We start from the raw sequence: 20,607 nt of genomic DNA on the forward strand, positions 1-20,607 counted from the left end.
GCCGACGGCCCGCCGGGGGTCCTGTCGTGTCGCGGCCGGCCGCTGCCCGGCGGGGTCAGGCGGCGCGGGCGGCGAGCCGGTCGAGCAGGCCGACGTGCCAGTCGACGTCGACCCGCCGGCCGATCGTGCCGCGGGGGCGGACCAGGTCGAACCGGACCAGCCCCGGGTTGCCGCTGGGCAGCCGGCCGTCGGCCCACAGCAGGGCCAGGTGCGACCGCGGCGCGGCGGCCTCGGCCGGGTCGTCGAGGGCCAGCTGGGTCTGCAGCGCGGGGCGCTGGCGGTAGAAGGCGCGCAGCCCCTGGGTGTCGGCGGCCGGCAGCTCGCCGTCGTCGGAGTGCCACACCCGCAGCACGTCGGTCGGGGTGTGCAGGATCAGGCCGCTCATCGGCAGGCCGAGGTTGTCGGTGCCCAGGTCGAGCAGGTCCAGCTGGCCGCTCAGCGGGCCGTCCTCCAGGTGCACCCCGAAGGGCCGCAGCCGCTCCATCGCCTCCCGGCGGACCAGCTGGTGGTCCAGGTGCCGGTCGGCCGAGGGCTGCCACCCGTGCTCGGCGTGGATGCGGCGGCTGACCGCGATGCCGGCGGAGAGCGCCTCCTGCACGGCGACGAGCAGCGGGCGCAGCCGGGTGACGACCGCCTGCGGCCGGCTCTCCTCGAGCATCGTGCTGTCGGTGCGGGTGCCGGCGGGGGAGTGCTCCACGACCCCGAGTCTGCCGTCGAGGGGTGACAGGACCGAGGATCAGCGCCGTGACCCACCCCGCCGCGTCGTCCTCCCGTCCGGTCACCGTCGTCACCGGAGGGGGACGCGGCATCGGCGCCGCCGTCGTCGCCCAGCTGGTGCGCGGCGGTCACGACGTCGCCGTGGGATACCGGGCCGATCCGGCCAGTGCTGAGGAGGTGGTCGCCGCCGCCCGGTCGGCCGGTGCGCGGGCGGTTGCCGTGCGGGCCGAGGTCAGCGACCCGGGCGACGTCGACGCGCTCTTCGCCGCCGCCGCCGAACTCGGCCCGGTGACCGGGCTGGTCGCCAACGCCGGGGTGACCGCGCACCTCGGCGACCTGGCCGACACCCCGGTGGACGTCATCCGTCAGGTGCTCGACGTCAACCTCCTCGGCGTCGTGCTGTGCGCCCGGCGGGCGGCCCAGGTGATGTCCCGGCGGCGGGGCGGTCCGGGTGGCGCCGTCGTCGCCGTCTCGTCCAGTGCCGCCACCCTCGGCTCGCCGCACGAGTACGTGCACTACGCGGCGGCGAAGGCCGGGGTCGACGCGTTGGTCGTCGGCCTGGCCAAGGAGCTGGCGGACGACGGCGTACGGGTCAACGCGGTCGCGCCCGGGTTGGTGGACACCGGCATCCACGCCGGCGCGGGCGATCCCGGTCGTCCGGCCCGGGTGGTCGGCCGGGTGCCGATGCGACGGGCGGGTCGGCCCGACGAGATCGCGCCGGCGGTCGCGTGGCTGCTGTCCCCGGAGGCGTCCTACTGCACCGGTGCGGTGCTGCGGGTGGCTGGCGGGCTGTAGACCGGGACCCGGCGCTGCCAGTGATCGACGTGTGCTGCTGCCGGCCGGACCGGCCGGGGTCGAACGCTGAGGGCCCAGAACGCGCCGGGTGGTGGGCCACGTGAGCACCGACTTCGTGAGTTCGGGGCCAGCGGGATGAACTGTCAGTGGTCGAACGTATGTTCGGATCATGTCGCGGAGGTCGGGGTCGAGCGTGATCGAGGGGCTGGTCGTGGACTGGGTCATCGATCACCGCGTCGAGCCCACCCGGTTGCCCGCTCCCTGGCTGCGGGACGACGAGCTCGCCGCTGAGCTGCAGCGGGTGCAGCAGCGCCGCGCGCGGGACGCCGCCTACGAGGCCGAGCTGATCCTGGCCTTGGCCGCCGACCGGCCCACGACGGACGACCCATCGCCGGACCATCCCGGTGCCCGCCGGGTGGGCTGGACCGCGCAGCCGGCCGAGGGTGCGGTGAGTGAGTTCTTCACCGCCGAGCTGGCCACGGTGCTCAACGTCGGCCGCGGGACGGCGGCGATCCGGTTGACCCGGGCGCTGGTGTGGCGGGACGAGCTGCCGGCCACCTTCGCCGCTCTCAGAGCCGGGGAGATCGACGATCGGCGGGCGTCGGAGTTGGCCGACAAGCTGCAGCACACCAGCGCCGACGTCGCCGGCCGCGTCGAGGATGCCCTGCTCGGTGAGGCGTGCGACCTGTCGGTGACGAGGCTGGGCAAGCGGGCCACCGAGCTGATGCTGCGTGTGGACGCGGCGGCGGCCGAGGAACGCCGGGCGGAGGCGGAGAAGGCCGCCGACGTGCGCGTGTACCCCTCACCGTCGGACGGTCGGTCGGTGCTGGCCGCGGACCTGCCCGCCGACGAGGCCGCCGAGTGCTCCGACCTGATCGACCAGCTCGCGCGGATGCTCGAGGCCGACGGTGATGAGCGGCCGATCGGGCAGCTGCGGACCCAGGTGCTGTCGGCGTTGATCCGCCGCCCCGCCGACAACGGCCTGCCCGCCGTCGCAGCGCGCCTGACGGTCACCGCCGCACTGGATGCCCTGGAGGGTGCGAGCAGCGCGCCGGGTGAGGTGAACGGGCTGCCGATCACCGCCACCCACCTCCGCGATCTCCTCGCCCGGGTCGGGGCTCTCGGCCTCACCGCCCCTGACGGCGGCAGCCTCACGTTCGCCATCACCGGCCCCGACGGGCAGCTGCTGGCCACCGCCACCCCCGCCGAGCTGGCCCGGCTTGTGAAGCGCGGGTGCCCACAGCACCCCGGCAACGGCAACGGTCGCGGCGGCGATCGATGTAGCTGCGCGGTGCTCGGCCCGCCACCACCGACGGACAGGTACGAGCCCACCGACCGGCAACGCGCGTTCGTCACCACCCGCGACCGGCGCTGCCGGTTCCCCACCTGCGGCCAACGCATCGGCGCCAACGACCTCGATCACGTCGTCCCGCACGCCTGCGGCGGCGAGACCGACTGCGCCAACCTCTGCTGCCTGTGCCGCAGCCACCACCGGCTCAAGACCTTCGCCCCCGGCTGGCACTTCGCCATGACCCCCGACGGGGTCCTCACCGTGACCACCGCCAGCGGCGTCACCCGCACCACCCGACCACCCGGCCTGCGACCACCCGAACTCGAACCGGCCGGACCCGCAGCAACCGGACCCCGACCACCGGTCGGACCCGAGCCGCCAGTCACCGAACCGGCCGACGACCCGCCGCCCTTCTGAGGCGTGGAGCGTGCTGGTCGGAGAGCGGCCGCCTCGTCCAGTCGGTGTGACTGGCGTGGCGGGAGTGGCCGGCGAACGGTCCGCGGACCACTCGAGTCCCGGGTCGGTCCGCGCGTGCCGATAAACCCAGCGTGATCCGTCAGGACGTCGCGCAGGGCTCGCCGCGGAGCCCACAGTGGTTCGACCCCGAGCACCAGGCCGACATCCTCGCGGCCTTCGACAGCCACCTGGCCTCGGGGCTGCACGAGCGCACTCCCTTCTGCCCACGCCCTGAGCGTGTGCTGGAGCTGGGTCAGCTCGCTGCCGCCAGCGCACTTCCCGCCCGTGCCGCGCTGCTCCGCTGGGGCGCCCTGCCCGCCGCGGTGCGCAGCCACCTGCTCACCAACTGGTACGGCGTCCGAGAACACCGTCGCGCCGCCTGAGCCCGAGTCGCCCGGACCCCCACCTCCCGAACCCACGCCCTCCCGCCGACACCCCGGTGGTGGCGGGAGCCGGAACTCATCCCGCGGTGCGCTCACCGGCCGCCGGCGGATTGGGCAGCGCGCAGGCGGCCGTGCCGCCCGGCAGTCGCATCCGGTTCGCCGCCACCAGCTGGTAGACGCCCGCGGCGACCCAGCGGACCGGCGGCAGCACGAGCAGGAACCCGAGCAGCGGCAGCGGCCACCGCGCGACCAGCAGCGCGTGCGCCACCGCCTGCGCGCCCCCGTCCACCCGGCCGGACCGCCGCACCCACAGCACCTCGCGTGCGGCCCGCTCGGCCGTGGTGCCCAGCGCAGTGAGGTCTGCGCTCTGCCAGGACACCACCCGCGCGTCGGCGGGCAGCACCCGCGGCGCCCAGCCGGCCACGCGCTGGCAGAAGCCGCAGTCGCCGTCGAACAGCAGCACGGGTCGGGCCACGCTCACCTCCACGGGTGGGTCCGGGTCACGGGCGCGGGACGTTCCGCAGGTTGCTGCGGGCCAGGTCGATCATCCTGCCCACCCCGCCGCCGAGCACCATCTTCGACGCGGTCGCCGCGAACCCACGGATCTGCTCGCCGGTGATCGCCGGCGGGATGGACAGCGCGTTCGGGTCGGTCACGAACTCCATCAGCACCGGCCCGGGGTCGGCCAGCCCCGCGGCGAGGGTGTCCCGCACCTCGCGGGGGTCCTCCACCCGCATCGACCGGATGCCGACCGCGGCGGCGATCGCCGCGAAGTCCGTGGGCTCGTGGTCGGTCTCGAAGTCCGGGATGCCGTCGACCATCATCTCCAGCTTCACCATGCCGAGCGACGCGTTGTTGAACAGCACGATCTTGATCGGCAGCCGGTGCAGCCGCGCGGTGATCAGCTCGCCGAGCAGCATCGCCAGCCCGCCGTCCCCGCTCATCGACACGACCTGCCGGCCCGGCGCGGCGAACTGCGCGCCGATCGCGTGCGGCAGCGCGTTGGCCATCGAGCCGTGCCGGAACGACCCGAGCACCCGCCGCCGGCCGTTCGGCGTCAGGTAGCGCGCCGCCCACACGTTGCACATCCCGGTGTCGACGGTGAAGACGGCGTCGTCGGCCGCGAGCTCGTCCAGCTGCGCGGCCACGTACTCCGGGTGGATCGGGCGCATCTTCTCCACCCGGTGCGTGTAGGCGTCGACCACCTTCTCCAGCGACTCCGCGTGGTCGCGCAGCATGCCGTCCAGGAAGCGCTGGTCGGTCTTCCGCTCCAGCAGCGGCAGCAGCGCCCGGATCGTCTCCCCGACGTCGCCGTGCACGGCCACCTCGACCGGGCTGCGGCGGCCCAGGTGCGCGGCGTCGGCGTCGACCTGCACCGTGCGCGCCTGCGGCAGGAAGTTCACGTAGGGGAAGTCGGTGCCCAGCAGCACGAGCAGGTCTGCCTCGTGCGTGGCCTTGTGCGCCGCCCCGTACCCGAGCAGGCCGTTCATGCCGACGTCGTAGGGGTTGTCGTACTGGATGAACTCCTTGCCGCCCAGCGCGTGCCCGACCGGCGCCAGCACGTGCCCGGCCAGCTGCATCACCTCGTCGTGCGCGTCCCGGCAGCCCGCGCCGCAGAACAGCGTGACCGTGCCCGCTGCGTTGATCGCGTCGGCGAGCGCCTGCACCTGCTCGGCCGGCGGCCGCACGGGCGAGGGGCGCGAGACCATCGCCGACTCCACGGACGGGCCGCCGGACTCCTCGGCGGCCAGGTCGCCGGGCAGCACCACGACCGACACGCCCTGCTTCCCGACGGCGGTCTGGATGGCCACTCGCAGCGCCTGTGGCATCTGCTTGGGCGTGACCACCTCGCACCAGTACGAGCAGTCCTGGAACGTCCGCTCGGGGTGCGTCTCCTGGAAGAACGCCATCCCGATCTCCTGGGACTGGACGTGCGAGGCGATCGCCAGCACCGGTGCACCGCTGCGGTGCGCGTCGTACAGCCCCTGCAGCAGGTGCGTGTTGCCCGGCCCGCACGAGCCGGCGCAGACCGCCAGCCTCCCGGTCACCTGGGCCTCGGCGGCGGCGGCGAACGCCCCGCCCTCCTCGTTGCTGACGTGCACCCACTCGATGCCGTCGGTGTGCCGGACGGCGTCGACGACGGGGTTGAGGCTGTCGCCCACGACCCCGTAGATCCGTTCCACCCCCGCGGCGCGGAGCATCTGCACGAGCTGGACGGCGACGGTCGGGTGGGCCATGTGGAGCTCCTCCGGACGGTGGGTCGGGCGGCCGCCGCTCTCCTACCCGTGGTCGGCGACCTGAACATGGTGCGCCTCAGGTCTCCTCGGGCGGCGCGAAGCGGGCGAGCGCGTCGATCGCCGGGCAGGTGTAGTACGCCCCGGTCAGCGGGGTGAGGAAGCCGGTCAGGCCGTCGCGGACACCGTCGGCCGCCCCGGCCATCCGGCGCAGCATCTCGTGCAGCCGCCACCGGTCGCGGGCGAACCCGACGAACGCCGTCCCGTGGTCGGTGACCCCGCCGTAGGCGACGTTACGCCGGAAGACCGGCCGCTCCTCGCCGTCGACCTCCACGGTGGTCCGGGCCACGTGGGCGCTGGGCAGCATGACGTCCTCGGGCAGCTCGACGCTGTCGGCCTTCGTGCGGCCCATCGACATCTCCTGGCCGTGGGTGCCCAGCGACTCCCAGGCCGCGGTGTCGTGCCGCCAGAGCTGGTAGAGCACGACGCTCGACCCGGCACCCGGTTCGCCCGCCGGCACTGCGGCGACCTCTGCGGCGTGCAGCAGAGAGGGGTTCTCGGTGCCGTCGATGAAGCCGGTCAGGTCCCGGTCGTGCCGGTAGAGCCAGCCGGTCACCTCGCCGGCCACCCGGGCGGTCCCGGCCAGGGCGGCCAGCACGGCGCGGGCGTTGTCGAAGACCGCGGTCCGGTCGCCGCCGGCGACCCACACCCACGCGTCGTGCTGCGTCGCCGGCATCCGGTAGCGCCCGGCGCCGACGATCGGCTCGTCGAACCCCGCGGCGTCGGCCGGGGCGTCGGCTGGGGCGACGGCGGCCCACAGCTCCGGGCGGAAGCCGGCCACGACGTTCACCCCGCCGGTCGAGGAGAGCGGACCGGTCAGCCCGGCCACCCCGCGGACCAGGTCCTCCGCGGAGCGGCCGGGCTCGAGATCGAGCTCCAGGTAGCAGTGCTCGGGTGTGCCGAGCGCGAAGATGCCGGGCTGCGGGGTCACGGCGTCACTGTGCCCGACGCCCGCAGCCGGCGGGCATCAGTCGTTCGACGGCGGCTCGTCCTTGCCGGCCTCCTCGAGCTCGTCGGCCTCCTCCTTCGTCTTGTGCACGGCCTTGTCGGCGTGCTCGGGCGGCCCGTAGACGGTGTAGAGCACCAGCGGGTTGACGCCGTCGTTGACGAAGTTGTGCTTCTTGCCGGCCGGCACGACCACCAGGTCCCCCTGGGCGACCTTCTTCTCCTGCCCGCCGACCTTCGCCTTGGCGGTGCCGCTGACGAAGGTCAGGATCTGGTCGACGTCGTGCACCTCCTCGCCGATCTCCCCACCCGGCGGGATCGTCATGATCACCAGCTGGGTGTGCTCGCCGGTCCAGAGCACGCGGCGGAAGTCGGCACTCTGCTCGGCGACGGTGGCGATGGTGAAGTGCTCCATGGGCGCCGTTCCTCCGTTTCCCTCGATCTGCTGACCGGCGCTCGCCGGCCGTCGATGATCAGTCAAGAGCAGGTCGGCCGACGGCGCGATCCGAGCCCGCGCGGGCGGGCCTGGTGGAGGGCGCGGCGCCGCGGGACACTGCCGCCGTCAGCGCCGCCCAGCCCCCGGAGACAGCCATGCGGACGCACCACGACGGCACCGACCCCGAGACCGTGGCCGCGGTCTCGGACACCCTCGAACCGGACGCCGACGACGACACCGCCGGCTGGTCGCCGCCCGACCGGCCCTGGGTCTCCACCGGCTGGGGCACCACCGAGCGCGAGGAGGAGGCGGGGGAGGGGCTGTCCGGCCGGCTCGCCCGCGAGCTGCGCGAGGACGGCGGCGAGGAGGACGGGGACGGGCTCGGGGACGCCGCGGACACCGACGGCGAGCTGCGTGACGACGAGGTCGGCGACGACCGGGCGGGCCGGCTCGCCGACGCCGACGACGACGGTGTGGTCGACCGGGAGGACGAGCTCTACGCCGAGGACGAGGGGGTCGACGGGGGAGCCGCCTCGGCGGAGGAGTCCGCCGTGCACCTCGTCCGGGAGGACGGCTGAGGTCGGGACCGGCGGTGGTCCCAGGGACCTCCGGCTCTGTGCGACCGGCGGCCGGGGGGCCACGCTGGAGGGGAGCAGCCCGGTGGCCGGTGTGACGGGCACCGGACGAGCGGGCACGGACAGGAGGACACGGGGACGGAGCAGGACGGCACGCGGGACACGCTCGCGGCGGAGGTCGACGAGGCCATGGCGGACGGCACGGCGGAGGCGTCGACCGGGGCGGTCGGCGGTGGGGTCGTCGTCGGGCACGACGGGTCGGGGTGCGCCCAGGAAGCGCTCGTGTGGGCGGCGGGGCTGGCCGAGCGGGCCGGGTGGCCGCTGCACGTGGTCCGCGCCTGGCGGATCGCCACCGCACCCCAGCCGGCGAGCTGGTCGCCGGGCTACGTGCCGCCGATGAGCGACTACGAGAAGGCGGTCCAGGCCGACCTCGAGGCCGACGTCGTGGCGGCGCTGGGCGAGCAGCGCGCCGCCGGGGTCGTCTGCCACGTCGCGCACACCGCCCCGGTGAAGGCGCTGATCACCGCCGCCGGGCAGGCCGACCTGCTGGTCGTCGGTGCCCGCGGCCGCGGCGGCTTCGCCGGCCTGCTGCTGGGCTCCACCAGCGACCAGGTCACCCGGCACGGGCCCTGCCCGGTCACCGTGGTGCGCAGCGACCGCACGGACTAGCCACCGCACGGACCAGCGACCGCACGGCCCACTGCACCCCGGCGGGCCGCGGTCGGGCGCGTGGGTGTCCACTGACGTGGTGCCCGCCTCCGATCGTGTCCCGCCGTCCTTCCTGCAGGCCCACACCCGGGTGGAGCGGCCCACCCTGGTGCCCGAGGTGCAGCTGCACGTCGCCGACGACGTCGTCGCCCTCTGGGAGGCGATGGAGACCGAGGCAGGCGGCGCCGGCCAGGACCCGCCGTTCTGGGCGGCGGCCTGGCCCGGCGGTCAGGCGCTGGCCCGGTACGTCCTCGACTCGCCGGAGCTGGTCGCCGGCAAGCGGGTCCTGGACCTCGGCGCCGGCAGTGGGCTGGTCGCCGTGGCCGCCCTGCGGGCCGGCGCCGCGCACGTCGTCGCCAGCGACGTCGATCCCTACTCGCACACCGCGATCGCGCTCAACGCCGAGCTCAACGGCGTCCGCGGGATCGAGGTGGTGGGCGACGTGCTCGGCGACGACGGGCCCGACGTGGACGTCGTCCTGGCCGGCGACGTCTGCTACGACCGGGAGATGACCGCGCGGGTGCTGCCCTACCTCGGCACCCACTGGCTCCGGGGAGCCACCGTGCTGCTGGGTGACCCGGGCCGTGCCTACCTGCCGCGCGAGGGGCTGCTGCCGGCCGCCACCCACGACGTCCCCGACGCCGACGGCGGGCAGGTGCGCCGGACGACGGTCTGGCGGCTGCCCTGAGGCAGGTGTGACACGCGGTACGTCCGGGACGGGTCCCACGCCGCTGACCAGCGGTGTCATGGCAGAACCCGACGAACTGGCCGCCGAGCATTGTCACGAGGTCGTAACGAGCCTTACCGTGGTCGGGTCCGGCCGGACGTCACGTCCCCACCCGGGGAGCCCGCGCCGGATGCCGCCGAGTCGCTGTCCACAGCGATCCGGGGACCCACCGCAGCACTGGGGTGAATCCCGCCCGGGCACGCGCCCGGCCGGGTAGGGCGTCTTCCCGCCCGAATCCGTCAGCTAACTCGGTAGGCGGCCGCGGAAGAGCCCGGGAGCCCCCTCCTTCATGTCCCCCCGCACCACCCAGCACGACCACGATGGGCACGACCTCCCCGCCGACGGCGAGCTGCCCACCACGGTCCTCCCCGTCGCCGGGGACGAGTCCCCCCGCCGTCTGGCGCCCCCCGCCCGCCTGCGCCGCCCGGCGCTGTACCTGGCCGCCGCCGCGGTCGGTGCCGTCCTGGTCAACGTGGCCGTCTCCGGGCAGACCGACGCCCAGGCCACCGCGGCGCCCGAACCGGTGAGCATCGCCACCCAGCTCGGCCTCACCGCCCAGCACGCCGGCACCGTCGTCTCCGAGGGCCGGGTCGGTGACCGGCTCGGTGAGCTGGTGGCCGACCGGAGCCAGCGCCAGGAGGCGGAGGCCGCCGCCGCGCAGGCGCAGGCCGACGCCGTCGCGGCGGAGGAGGCACGGCTCGCCGAGGAGGCGCGCAAGGCGGAGGAGGCCCGGCTCGCCGAGGAGGCCCGCAAGGCGGAGGAGGCCCGGCTCGCCGAGGAGGCTCGCAAGGCCGAGGAGGCGCGCAAGGCGGAGGAGGCGCGCAAGGCCGAGCAGGCGCGCAAGGCCGAGCAGGCCGCCGCCGCTCCGCGGTCGCAGTCCAGCTCCCGCTCCTCGGGCGGCGGGGCCCCGGCCCCGGCCGCCGCCGCGCCGGCCGGCTCGTACCAGAGCTACGCGCTCTCCAAGCTCGGCGGCGACGCCGGCCAGTTCTCCTGCCTGGAGAAGCTGTGGGGCAAGGAGAGCGGCTGGAACCCCAACGCGCAGAACCCGCGCAGCACCGCCTACGGCATCCCGCAGTTCCTGGACTCCACCTGGAAGAGCACCGGGATCGCCAAGACCTCCGACGGCAACCGGCAGATCGACGCCGGCCTGATCTACATCAACAACCGGTACGGCTCGCCGTGCGGCGCGTGGTCGCACTCGCAGAGCGCCGGCTGGTACTGATCCACCCGGTCCCGACCGACCCGGCACCGACGAGGAGGGGCCGCCCGCAGCGGGCGGCCCCTCCTCGCCTGCGCAGCGCGCGACCACCCTGCCCGCACCGCACACCCGTGGGCCAGGATCAGCGGGTGGACCACCCAGACCAGGAGGGCTGAACCGTGGGCAAGCACCGGGCACCCGAGCCCGCGGCCTCGGACTTCGACGCCGCGACGGCCGCATTGACCGACGTCACCGGCGACTACCTCGTCGATGCCGCGCACACCCGCATCGGCGTCCGTGCCCGGCACGCGATGGTGACGACGGTGCGCGGCGCGTTCACCGACTTCGCCGGCACCGCGCACCTGGACACCGCCGACCCGGGAGCCAGCACCGTCTCGCTGCGCATCCGCACCGCGAGCATCGACACCGGCGCCCCCGACCGCGACGCGCACCTGCGGTCGGCGGACTTCCTGGACGTCGAGCAGTACCCGGAGATGCGCTTCGACTCCACCGCGGTGCGACAGGTCGACGACGAGGTGTACCGGGTCACCGGCGACCTGACCATCAAGTCCGTCACCCGCTCGGTCGACGTCGACTTCACCCTCACCGGCTCGGCGCTCGACCCGTTCGGCAACACCCGGGTGGGCTTCGAGGGTGCGCTCGCGATCAAGCGCAGCGACTGGGAGCTGACCTGGAACGCCGTCCTGGAGACCGGTGGCGTGCTGGTGAGCGACCGCATCCAGGTGGAGTTCGACGTCTCGGTGATCAAGACCGCCTGACCCGCCGCGGGCCACCCCCTCCGGGAGACGGAAGAGGTGTGTTCCACACCACTGCACCCCGCTACCGTGGCACTGAGTGCCAGCGGCCGTGGTCGCAGGCACCGGGGGACGACGGCGTCCCCCGGTCCGAGGAGCAGGGGAGTGCGCAGATGGCGAACGCGTGGTTCGAGACGGTGGCCGAGGCGCAGCGGCGGGCGAAGCGACGGCTGCCCAAGGGCGTCTACGGGGCGCTGGTCGCCGGCTCCGAGCGCGGGCTGACGGTCGACGACAACCTGGCCGCCTTCGCCGAGCTGGGCTTCGCCCCGCACACCGCCGGGCTGGCCAACGCCCGGCGGATGGACACCCACGTCATGGGCCAGGACCTCGCGCTGCCGGTGCTGATCAGCCCGACCGGGGTGCAGGCCGTGCACCCCGACGGCGAGGTCGCGGTCGCGCGGGCCGCGGCGGCCCGCGGCACCGCGATCGGGCTGTCCTCGATGGCCAGCAAGCCGATGGAGGAGGTCATCGCCGCCAACCCGCAGACGTTCTTCCAGCTGTACTGGGTGGGTGACCGCGACCTGATGGCCGCCAAGGTCGAGCGGGCGCGCCGGGCGGGGGCGGCCGGGCTGATCGCCACGCTCGACTGGTCGTTCTCCTACGGCCGCGACTGGGGCAGCCCGTTCATCCCGGAGCGGATCGACCTCGAGGCCGTGCGGCGGTACGCCCCGCAGGTGGCGCTCAAGCCCAGCTGGCTGTGGGACTTCGCCAGGACGAGGAAGCTGCCCGACCTCACCGTGCCCAACATGGTCGCGAAGCCCGGCGACCCGGCCCCCACCTTCTTCCAGGCCTACGGCATGTGGATGCAGTCGCCCATGCCGACCTGGGAGGACGTCGCCTGGCTCCGGGAGCTGTGGGGCGAGGACCGGCCGTTCATGCTCAAGGGCGTGATGCGCGTCGACGACGCCAAGCGGGCCGTCGACGCCGGGGTCAGCGCCATCTCCGTCTCCAACCACGGCGGCAACAACCTCGACGGCACGCCGGCCTCCATCCGTGCCCTGCCGGCGATCGCCGAGGCCGTCGGTGACCAGGTCGAGGTGCTGCTGGACGGGGGCATCCGGCGCGGCGGTGACGTCGCGAAGGCCCTCGCGCTGGGCGCCCGCGCCGTGATGATCGGCCGCGCGTACCTCTGGGGCCTGGCGGCCAACGGGCAGGCCGGGGTGGAGAACGTGCTCGACGTCCTCCGCGACGGCCTCGGCGCGGCGATGGTCGGCCTGGGGCGGGAGTCGGTGGCCGACCTCTGCCGGGACGACGTCGTCGTCCCGCCCGGCTTCGAGCGGTACCTGGGCGTCGACCAGGTCGCCGACGCGCCGGTGGAGAGCGTCCCCGCGCAGCACGGGGCCGCCCGGGGGTGAGCGGCCCCGCGCCCGGCGACGACCGCCGGCGGCGATGGCCTCCGGGCAGCGATGACTCTCCGGGAGCGATGACTTCCGGGGAGCAGGGCGGTCTGGGTGGGCACAGGACCCGTCCGGTCGCCGAGGAGGCCGCCCATGTGCTCACTGTCCCGCTTCGTGTCGCTGTGGTCGGTGCTCGAGCAGCGGGTGGCCGACGGCCGGGTCCCGGGGTACGCCGCCGCCGTCCGGTACCGCGGCGTCACCGAGGTGCGCACCGGTGGCTGCCTGGTCCGCGGCGGGGGCGACCCGGTCACCCCTGACTCGCTGTTCCGGCTCGCGTCGCTGTCCAAGCCCTACGCCGGTGCGCTGACCCTGGCCCTGGCCGAGGACGGCGTCCTGGCGCTGGACGATCCGGTGGCCCGGTGGCTGCCCGAGCTCGCCGACCCCCGGGTGCTCGCGACGCCGGGCGGGCCGCTGGCGGAGACCGTGCCGGCGGCGCGGGACATCACCGTGCGCGACCTGCTCACCAGCACTGCCGGGTTCGGCGCGCTCTTCGACGGCAGCCCGCTGGACGTCGCGATGGTCGCCCGCGGGCTGGGCGCCGGGCCGCTCCCGCCGCAGCTCGACCCCCAGGAGTACCTCCGCCGGCTGGCCGAGCTGCCGCTGGCCGCCCAGCCGGGGGAGCGGTGGCTCTACCACTCCTGCACCGACGTCCTCTCGGTGCTGCTCGCCCGGGCCGCCGGCAGTCCGCTGGGGGCGGTGCTCGCCGAGCGCATCACCGAACCGCTGCGGCTGGGCTCGACTGCCTTCTGGGCCCGCGACGCCCGACGGCTGACCGCGGCGTACCTCCCCGACGGCGGGCAGCTGACCGTGCTGGACCCGCCCGGCGGGTTCGCCGCCCGGCCACCGGTGTTCGAGGGGCTGGCCGCCGGGCTGGTCGCGACCGCCGGGGACGTGTTGGGCTTCCTCGCGGCGCTCGCCGACGGCGGGGGTCCGGTCCTGGCACCCGGCTCGGTCGCGGAGCTGACCACGCCGTCGCTGACCGAGCGGCAGCGGGACACGGCCGGGGCGTTCCTGCCCGAAGGGCTGTCCTGGGGGCTGCAGACCGGCGTGCGGGTCGACGACGGCATCCCCGGTGGCTTCGGGTGGGACGGCGGGACCGGGACCACCGGCTGGGCGGACCCGGCCCGCGACCTGGTGGCCGTGCTGCTGACCACCCGCGGGTTCGGCGGGGTGGCGGACGGCACGGACTGGTTCTGGCCGGAGCTGCACCGCTGCCTGTGACGGTCAGCCGCGGCGCATGCGCCCGAGCAGGCCCCCCGCGCCGCCGAGGGTGCGGGCGGCCAGCTGCAGGAGGGGACCTCCCGGGATGCCGGGCGCGGACTCGACGATCGGCGCCAGCCGCATGAGCCCGGGCAGCTGGTGCACCCGCAGCCGCCGGCGGGCGAGCGCGGTCACCGGGTTGGCCCGGCCCGAGGCGGCGTCCAGCAGCAGATCGGCGGGTGCCTCGACCGCGGTCCCGGACACCCGCCCCGGAGGCACGCGCGTGACCGTCCAGCCGTCGTCGGCCGCCGCGAACCGCCACCCACCGTCGGGGGTGGCCAGCGTGGCGTCCGCGGTGATGCCGGCAGCCGCGGCGAGCGCGCCGGTGACGTCGGCGAGGGCGGCCAGCCCGGCCTGCAGGGTCTGCGGCGGCGGGCCCGGTGCACCGGCGGAGACCAGGTCGAGCCCGTGCACGGCCAGCTCGTAGGCCTGTCCGAGGACGACGCTGAGCATCGGCAGCCGCCCCACCGTGGAGACCGTCGGGGTGGTGTCGAGCTCGGCCGGGGCCTCGGTCAGGTAGCGGACGGTCGCGGCCCGCGCCGCCTGCAGGGCGGCGAGCACCTCGCCCCGGCTCGCCGCCCGGTGCGCGGCGGTCACCCGGGCGTTGACCACGTCCGGGTCCGCCGGGGTGCCCGTGGCGCCGGACCGGGCGGCGGCGACCAGGTCGTCCAGCGCCGTTGCGTCGGGCCAGACGCCCAGGTGCGTGCAGACCTCCTGGGCGCGCCAGCCCGCCAGCCGGGTGCGGCGGCCCAGGTCGACCGTGTCGGCCTGGGCCAGGAACCCGTCCCAGGCGCCCAGCACCAGCGCGCCGACCTCCGCGCGTCCGGCGTCGGCCATCCCGTGCGCAGCGCTCATGCCCGACCCCTACCCGCACCCACTGCCGCTCAGGCGGGCCGGAACCGCGCCGACAGCGGGTCGGCGAACCGGGCCAGCAGCGGACCGGCCACCGCGAGCACCAGCACGTACCCGGTCGCCAGCGGTCCGACGGCGGTCAGCCCGGCGGTGACCGCCAGCCCGGCGATCACCACCGAGAACTCCCCGCGCGCGACCAGCGCCGCCCCGGCGCGCAGCCGGCCGGGCACCGCCACGCCGTCGCGGCGGGCGGCGAACCAGCCGGTGCCCAGCTTGGTGGCCGTGGTGACCAGCGCGAGCAGCAGCACCGCCGGGAGCACCGGCAGCAGGGCGCCCGGGTCGGTGGACAGCCCGAAGGCCACGAAGAACGTGGCGGCGAACAGGTCGCGCAGCGGGGAGAGCACCGCGCGGGCCCGCTCGGCCAGCGACGCCGGGACGGCGATGCCCACCAGGAAGGCACCTACCGCGGCGGAGGCGCCGAGGGCCTGCGCCGCGCCGGCGACCAGCAGGGTCAGCCCGAACAGCCGCAGCAGCACCTGCTCGTCGTCGGGGTGGTCCAGCACCCGGCCCAGCCGGTGTCCGTGCCGGCTGGCGGCGAGCAGGACCAGCAGCACGGCGCCGCCGGCCAGCGCGATCCCGGCGACGGCCTGCAGCGGCCCGCCCCCGGCCAGGGCCACCACCAGCAGGGGGAGGAACAGCGCCATCGCGACGTCCTCGAGCACCAGCACCGACAGCACCGCGGGGGTCTCCCGGTTCCCGAGCCGGCCGAGGTCGCCCAGCAGCCGGGCGACGATGCCCGAGGAGGAGATCCAGGTGACGCCGGCCATCGCCAGCGCGCCCTGCCACGGCAGCCCCAGCAGCAGCCCGGCGAGGAAGCCCGGTGGTGCGTTGAGCAGCAGGTCGACCAGGCCGGAGGGCCCGTGCCGGCGGAGCGAGCCGAACAGCTCGGGAGCGGAGAACTCCAGCCCGAGCGCCAGCAGCAGGAGGACGACGCCGATCTCGGCGGCCGCCTCGAGGAACGGTTCGGCGGTGCTCAGCGGGGCGACCCCACCCTCCCCGAGGGCGAGGGAGGCCAGCAGCACGAACGGGATGGGGGAGAGGCCGAGCCGGCGGGCGAGCAGCCCCAGCGCGGACAGCCCGAGGAACAGCAGCCCGAGTTCGACGAGGAGCGCCGCGACGTGCTCCACCGCCGGGGCCTCAGGACTGGCCGGTGAGCAGCGCGGCGAGCGCGGCCAGTCCGGCCCCCGAGCCGATCGCCACCAGCACGTCGCCCACCTGCAGCACCTGCTCCGGCCCGGGTGCGGTGACGACGTCACTGCCGCGGACCAGCGCCACGATCGAGCAGCCGGTCAGCGTGCGGGCGCGGGTGTCGCCCATCGGCCGGCCGGCGTACGGCGACCCGGCGGGCACGGTGACCCGGGTCGACTCCAGACCGGGCACCTCGCGGGAGAGGTCCGCGAAGCGCTGGGTCACCCGGGGCGCACCGAGCACCTCGGCGACCGCGGCCACCTCGTCGGCCTCCAGCTGCAGCACCTCTCGGGCCTGGTCGGGGTCGCGCCGGTCGTAGAAGACCAGCTCGACCGCGCCCTCCCGGCGGACCACGATGCCGATCGGCTGCCCGGCCCGGGTGGTCAGCTCGTAGCGGACACCGACGCCGGGCAGCAGGGTCTCGACGAACTCCACGGGGCTCACCGTCACCGCCCCATCGTGGCAGCCGGGGCTCCGCTCCCGGGGGAGGGCCGCAACGCCAGCTGGGTGCGCAGCGCGGCGACCAGCGCCAGCGGCTGGTCCAGCATCGGGTGGTGCCCGGCGTCGGGCAGCTCGACCACGGGCAGCGGTTCCGGGGTGAGCCCGGCCATCTCCGCGCCCATCTCCGCGGTGACCAGCCCGTGCGCGCAGCGGAGCAGGGTGGCCGGCCGGCGCAGCCGGGGGAGCAGGTCGCGCAGCCGCAGCCGGGTGCCGAAGAACTCCGGGTCGAACGCCCAGGTCCACCCGCCGTCGACGGCGCGCAGCGAGCCGCGGGCGACGTGGTCGCGGATCCACGGCAGGTACACCTCCTGCGGCGGGAGGGTGCGGAACCGGGCCATCGCGGCGTCCAGGGTGGGGTGCACCGTGTGCGGCCGGCGCCGCTCGCGCAGCCGGCTCTCGTCCGGGGGTGCGTCGTTGAGCGGGGAGTCGATGACCACGACCCCGCCGACCGCGGCCGGGTGCTCGACCGCGGTGGTGACGGCGACCCACCCGCCCATGCTGTGCCCGACCACCAGCGGCCGGTCCAGCCCGGCGGCGGCGGCGACCGCCACCACCTCCTGCGCCCACACCAGCGGGTCGTACCCGTCGCGGTGGTCGCTGTCGCCGTGCCCGGTCAGGTCCAGGGCCACCACCCGGTGCCCGGTGAGCTGCGGCGCGACGTGGTCCCACCAGCCCGAGTGGGCGGCGCCGCCGTGCACCAGCACCACCCCGGGCGCGCCGGCCGGCCCCCAGGCGCGCAGGTGCACGCGGGCGCCGGCCACGACGACGTCGAGGTGTTCCGGCTGGGCGGCGAGGGCCTGGGTGAACCACGTCGGTGGGGTCATCCCCGGATCCTGCCCGACGGCCTCACTGCTCCTTCGCGACGAGAACGGGCTGGGAGCTCCCTCCGGTGCGCGGAGGCAGCTCCCAGCCCGGGGTCGGCGGGAGGGGCGAGGTCACTGCCCGTTCAGCAGCTCCTCGAAGGAGGTCACCGGGTCCGCGAACGGGTCGGCGGGGCGGGTGCTGACCGGCTGCCCGGCGACCAGCCCGGCCAGCTCACCGGCAGCACGCTCGACCCGGTCGGCCAGCGACCGGCCGATGCCGCCGCCGGCCCAGTCCTCCGAGGCGGCGAACACACCGGTGGGCGTAGGCACCGCGCGCAGGTAGGCGAAGAGCGGCCGCAACGCGTACTCCACGACCAGCGAGTGCCGCGCCGTCCCGGCGGTCGCTCCCAGCAGCACCGGCTTCCCGATGAGCGCCTCCTTGTCCAGGACGTCGAAGAACGTCTTGAACAGGCCGCTGTAGGAGGCGGAGAACACCGGCGTCACGGCGATCACCGCGTCGGCCCCGACGACGGTGTCGATCGCCGCCTGCAGCTCGGCGTTGGCGAAGCCGGTGACCAGGTCGTCGGCCAGGTCGCGGGCGTGCCCCCGGAGCTCGACGACCTCCACGGTGGCGTCGTCGCCGCGGGCGCGCAGCGCCTCGACCGTGGCGGCCGCCAGCCGGTCGGCCAGCAGCCGGGTCGAGCTGGGGGTGCTCAGCCCGGCGCTGACCACCGCGAGGGTGCGGGTGCTCACGCCTGCGCCCCGGCGTCGACGGTCCGGCCGGTCACGTCGTCCGCGGCGTGCACGGTGCTGTCGTGCCCGCCACCGGCGGCGGCGACGAGCGAGGCGTGCGTGGGCGCCTCGGGGACGTGCGCCGGCTTGAGGGCGGCGAACTCCTTCCGCAGCACCGGCACGACCTCCTCGCCCAGGATGTCCAGCTGCTCCAGCACCGTCTTCAGCGGCAGGCCGGCGTGGTCGATGAGGAACAGCTGGCGCTGGTAGTCACCGACGTAGTCACGGAAGCCGAGGGTCCGCTCGATCACCTGCTGCGGCGAGCCGACGGTCAGCGGGGTCTGGGTGCTGAACTCCTCCAGCGACGGGCCGCCGCCGTAGACGGGGGCGTGGTCGAAGTAGGGGCGGAACTCCCGGACGGCGTCCTGGCTGTTCTTCCGCATGAACACCTGCCCGCCCAGCCCGACGATCGCCTGGTCGGCGCTGCCGTGCCCGTAGTGCTCGAACCGGCGACGGTAGAACTCGACCATCCGCTGGGTGTGCTCGGCCGGCCAGAAGATGTGGTTGTGGAAGAACCCGTCGCCGTAGTAGGCCGCCTGCTCGGCGATCTGCGGGCTGCGGATCGACCCGTGCCAGACGAACGGCGGGACGCCGTCCAGCGGGCGGGGCGTGGAGGTGAAGCCCTGCAGCGGGGTGCGGAACTGCCCCTCCCAGTTGACGACGTCCTCCCGCCAGAGCCGGCGCAGCAGCTGGTAGTTCTCCACCGCCAGCGGGATGCCGTCGCGGATGTCCTTGCCGAACCACGGGTAGACCGGGCCGGTGTTGCCGCGGCCCATCATCAGGTCGACGCGGCCGTCGGAGACGTGCTGCAGCGTGGCGAAGTCCTCGGCGATCTTCACCGGGTCGGTGGTGGTGATCAGCGTCGTGGAGGTGGACAGGATGAGCTTCTCGGTCCTCGCCGCGATGTAGCCCAGGGTGGTGGTGGGCGAGGAGACCACGAACGGCGGGTTGTGGTGCTGGCCCTGGGCGAAGACGTCCAGCCCCACCTCCTCGGCCTTCAGTGCGATCGTGATGAGCGACTTGACCCGCTCGGCCTCGGTGGGCGTGCGACCCGTCGTCGGGTCGGGCGTCACATCGCCGACCGTGAAGACCCCGAACTGCATGGCGTGCTCCCTCTCGTCCGAGCCGCACTGGTTGAGAGTGCAACTACTGGCCGGTGGAACCGTACCCGAGGGCGGTCCATTCCCGTGGCCTGGAGACGACGAACGCCCCTCCGGTCGGGTGACCGGAGGGGCGTTCGTGGGGGCGTTCGGGACCTACCCCAGCGGGTCGACCGTCTCGTGCTGGTCCACCGAGGCGGCGAGCCGGGACAGCGCCCAGTCGCCGTCGCCGAGCAGGTGGTCCAGCGCGGTGAGCCGGCTGGTGTAGTGCCCCACCGAGTACTCGGCGGTCACCCCGATCCCGCCGTGCAGCTGGATCGCCTCCTTGCCGATGTGCCGGCTCGCCCGGCTGACCTGCAACCGTGCGCGGTCCGCGGCGGTGACCACGTCACCGTCGGCATCGACCACGAGCGTGGCCCACAGGACCGTGCTGCGGGCCAGCTCCAGCGAGACGTACATGTCCGCCGCCCGGAAGGTCAGCGCCTGGAACGTGCTCAGCGGGACGCCGAACTGCTTGCGCGTCTTCAGGTACTCCGCCGTGGTGGTCAGCGCGGTCTCCATCGCGCCCAGCGCCTCGGAGCCGTAGGCCACCCGGGCCCGGGCCTGCGCCTTCTCGATGGCCGACGACTGGTCGCCGGTGGCCTCGCCCAGCGGCTGGGCGGGGGTGCCGGCGAAGGAGACCCGGGCCGAGCGGGTGCCGTCGTGGTTGCGGTGCCCGGTGCGGGTCAGCCCCGCGGCGTCGCCCCGGACGAGGAACAGCCGGGTGGCGCCGGGGGCGCCTCCGGACGAGACCAGGGCGCTGACCACCAGCAGGTCGGCACGGGCGCCGTTGGGCACCGGCTCCTTGACCCCGGTCAGCGTCCAGGAGCCGCCGTCCTCGGTCGCGGTGACCGCCCGGGCCACCGGCTCCCAGCGGGTGCCGACCTCGGCGTGCGCGAAGGCCGGCAGCAGCGACCCCTCGGCGAGGGCCCCGAGCACCTCGGCGCGCTGCGCCTGGCTGCCCAGGTCCGCGACCAGGCCGCCGGCCAGCACCACGGCCTCCACGAACGGTTCGGGCGCGAGCACCCGGCCGATCTCCTCGGCCGCGATGGACACCTCCACCGGGCCGGCGCCCATGCCCCCGTCGGCCTCGGCGAAGGGCAGGCCCAGCACGCCCATCTCCGCCAGCTGGCTCCAGGTCTTCTCGTCGAAGCCGGGATCGGTGCCGACCACCTGTCGGCGCTGTTCGCTGTCCCCGTAGGCGCGGGCCAGCAGGCTCCTCAGTGCGTCGCGGAGGCCGTTCTGCTCGTCGTCGTAGCTGAACTCCACGGTGAC

22 protein-coding genes and 1 riboswitch are annotated in these 20,607 nt (G+C 75.1%); of the genes, 10 read left to right on the top strand and 12 right to left on the bottom strand.

What is annotated here, in order from left to right; all coding sequences use genetic code 11:
• Positions 1–55: 55 nt before the first annotated feature.
• Positions 56–697, bottom strand: coding sequence for a hypothetical protein (locus ACI795_RS14885; RefSeq protein WP_457076328.1), 642 nt, complete (start codon positions 695–697; stop codon positions 56–58).
• Between the two features lie 47 nt (positions 698–744).
• Here ACI795_RS14885 and ACI795_RS14890 point away from each other — a divergent pair, with 47 nt between their 5' ends.
• The 3 genes from ACI795_RS14890 to ACI795_RS14900 all read left to right on the top strand — a co-directional run bounded on the left by ACI795_RS14890 (position 745) and on the right by ACI795_RS14900 (position 3,642).
• Positions 745–1,512: an SDR family oxidoreductase gene (locus ACI795_RS14890; RefSeq protein ID WP_457076329.1), complete on the top strand. Its 768-nt coding sequence runs from the start codon at positions 745–747 to the stop codon at positions 1,510–1,512.
• A gap of 169 nt (positions 1,513–1,681) precedes the next feature.
• Positions 1,682–3,220: a DUF222 domain-containing protein gene (locus ACI795_RS14895; RefSeq protein ID WP_457076330.1), complete on the top strand. Its 1,539-nt coding sequence runs from the start codon at positions 1,682–1,684 to the stop codon at positions 3,218–3,220.
• A gap of 131 nt (positions 3,221–3,351) precedes the next feature.
• Entirely contained in the window at positions 3,352–3,642 is a 291-nt protein-coding gene (locus ACI795_RS14900; protein ID WP_457076331.1) for a hypothetical protein, read from the top strand.
• A gap of 76 nt (positions 3,643–3,718) precedes the next feature.
• Here ACI795_RS14900 and ACI795_RS14905 read toward each other — a convergent pair whose 3' ends face one another.
• The 4 genes from ACI795_RS14905 to ACI795_RS14920 form a co-directional block, all read right to left on the bottom strand.
• Positions 3,719–4,117, bottom strand: coding sequence for a thiol-disulfide oxidoreductase DCC family protein (locus ACI795_RS14905; protein ID WP_457076332.1), 399 nt, complete (start codon positions 4,115–4,117; stop codon positions 3,719–3,721).
• Between the two features lie 25 nt (positions 4,118–4,142).
• The gene (locus ACI795_RS14910) at positions 4,143–5,879 is read right to left on the bottom strand and encodes a pyruvate dehydrogenase (protein ID WP_457076333.1); all 1,737 of its coding nucleotides are present in this window, start codon (positions 5,877–5,879) and stop codon (positions 4,143–4,145) included.
• Between the two features lie 76 nt (positions 5,880–5,955).
• Complete coding sequence (locus ACI795_RS14915; RefSeq protein ID WP_457076334.1) at positions 5,956–6,867, bottom strand: Dyp-type peroxidase; 912 nt, start codon at positions 6,865–6,867, stop codon at positions 5,956–5,958.
• Between the two features lie 36 nt (positions 6,868–6,903).
• A complete protein-coding gene (locus tag ACI795_RS14920; RefSeq protein WP_457076335.1) occupies positions 6,904–7,296 on the bottom strand; it encodes a cupin domain-containing protein in 393 nt (130 codons plus the stop codon).
• A 176-nt stretch (positions 7,297–7,472) separates the two neighbouring features.
• Between ACI795_RS14920 and ACI795_RS14925 the strand changes: the two genes are divergently transcribed.
• The 7 genes from ACI795_RS14925 to ACI795_RS14955 all read left to right on the top strand — a co-directional run bounded on the left by ACI795_RS14925 (position 7,473) and on the right by ACI795_RS14955 (position 13,958).
• Positions 7,473–7,895 carry a DUF5709 domain-containing protein gene (locus tag ACI795_RS14925; protein WP_457076336.1) on the top strand — a complete coding sequence of 141 codons (423 nt, stop codon included), beginning with the start codon at positions 7,473–7,475 and terminating at the stop codon, positions 7,893–7,895.
• A gap of 186 nt (positions 7,896–8,081) precedes the next feature.
• Entirely contained in the window at positions 8,082–8,561 is a 480-nt protein-coding gene (locus ACI795_RS14930; RefSeq protein WP_457076337.1) for a universal stress protein, read from the top strand.
• Positions 8,562–8,640: 79 nt separating this feature from the next.
• Positions 8,641–9,288 carry a class I SAM-dependent methyltransferase gene (locus ACI795_RS14935; RefSeq protein ID WP_457076338.1) on the top strand — a complete coding sequence of 216 codons (648 nt, stop codon included), beginning with the start codon at positions 8,641–8,643 and terminating at the stop codon, positions 9,286–9,288.
• Between the two features lie 173 nt (positions 9,289–9,461).
• Positions 9,462–9,585: riboswitch (cyclic di-AMP (ydaO/yuaA leader) on the top strand.
• 31 nt (positions 9,586–9,616) lie between these two features.
• Positions 9,617–10,549, top strand: coding sequence for an aggregation-promoting factor C-terminal-like domain-containing protein (locus ACI795_RS14940; RefSeq protein ID WP_457076339.1), 933 nt, complete (start codon positions 9,617–9,619; stop codon positions 10,547–10,549).
• Between the two features lie 155 nt (positions 10,550–10,704).
• Positions 10,705–11,304, top strand: a complete 600-nt coding sequence (locus ACI795_RS14945) for a YceI family protein (RefSeq protein WP_457076340.1) — start codon at positions 10,705–10,707, stop codon at positions 11,302–11,304.
• A 149-nt stretch (positions 11,305–11,453) separates the two neighbouring features.
• The gene (gene mftD, locus ACI795_RS14950; RefSeq protein ID WP_457076341.1) at positions 11,454–12,695 is read left to right on the top strand and encodes a pre-mycofactocin synthase MftD; all 1,242 of its coding nucleotides are present in this window, start codon (positions 11,454–11,456) and stop codon (positions 12,693–12,695) included.
• A gap of 135 nt (positions 12,696–12,830) precedes the next feature.
• The gene (locus ACI795_RS14955; protein WP_457076342.1) at positions 12,831–13,958 is read left to right on the top strand and encodes a serine hydrolase domain-containing protein; all 1,128 of its coding nucleotides are present in this window, start codon (positions 12,831–12,833) and stop codon (positions 13,956–13,958) included.
• A gap of 3 nt (positions 13,959–13,961) precedes the next feature.
• Here the strand turns inward: ACI795_RS14955 and ACI795_RS14960 are convergent, their stop codons facing one another.
• The 7 genes from ACI795_RS14960 to ACI795_RS14990 all read right to left on the bottom strand — a co-directional run bounded on the left by ACI795_RS14960 (position 13,962) and on the right by ACI795_RS14990 (position 20,601).
• Positions 13,962–14,852: a maleylpyruvate isomerase N-terminal domain-containing protein gene (locus ACI795_RS14960; RefSeq protein ID WP_457076343.1), complete on the bottom strand. Its 891-nt coding sequence runs from the start codon at positions 14,850–14,852 to the stop codon at positions 13,962–13,964.
• A 29-nt stretch (positions 14,853–14,881) separates the two neighbouring features.
• Complete coding sequence (locus ACI795_RS14965; protein ID WP_457076344.1) at positions 14,882–16,036, bottom strand: cation:proton antiporter; 1,155 nt, start codon at positions 16,034–16,036, stop codon at positions 14,882–14,884.
• A gap of 10 nt (positions 16,037–16,046) precedes the next feature.
• Positions 16,047–16,547: a cation:proton antiporter regulatory subunit gene (locus tag ACI795_RS14970; RefSeq protein ID WP_457076345.1), complete on the bottom strand. Its 501-nt coding sequence runs from the start codon at positions 16,545–16,547 to the stop codon at positions 16,047–16,049.
• The gene (locus ACI795_RS14975) at positions 16,544–17,422 is read right to left on the bottom strand and encodes an alpha/beta fold hydrolase (protein WP_457076346.1); all 879 of its coding nucleotides are present in this window, start codon (positions 17,420–17,422) and stop codon (positions 16,544–16,546) included. Before ACI795_RS14975 ends, ACI795_RS14970 begins: the two co-directional genes overlap by 4 nt.
• A gap of 111 nt (positions 17,423–17,533) precedes the next feature.
• The gene (locus ACI795_RS14980; protein WP_457076347.1) at positions 17,534–18,154 is read right to left on the bottom strand and encodes an FMN reductase; all 621 of its coding nucleotides are present in this window, start codon (positions 18,152–18,154) and stop codon (positions 17,534–17,536) included.
• A complete protein-coding gene (locus ACI795_RS14985) occupies positions 18,151–19,296 on the bottom strand; it encodes an LLM class flavin-dependent oxidoreductase (RefSeq protein WP_457076348.1) in 1,146 nt (381 codons plus the stop codon). Before ACI795_RS14985 ends, ACI795_RS14980 begins: the two co-directional genes overlap by 4 nt.
• Before the next feature lie 153 nt (positions 19,297–19,449).
• Positions 19,450–20,601 carry an acyl-CoA dehydrogenase family protein gene (locus ACI795_RS14990; RefSeq protein ID WP_457076349.1) on the bottom strand — a complete coding sequence of 384 codons (1,152 nt, stop codon included), beginning with the start codon at positions 20,599–20,601 and terminating at the stop codon, positions 19,450–19,452.
• Positions 20,602–20,607: the final 6 nt, after the last annotated feature.

The sequence above is a fragment of the Modestobacter sp. SYSU DS0290 genome, assembly GCF_054050955.1.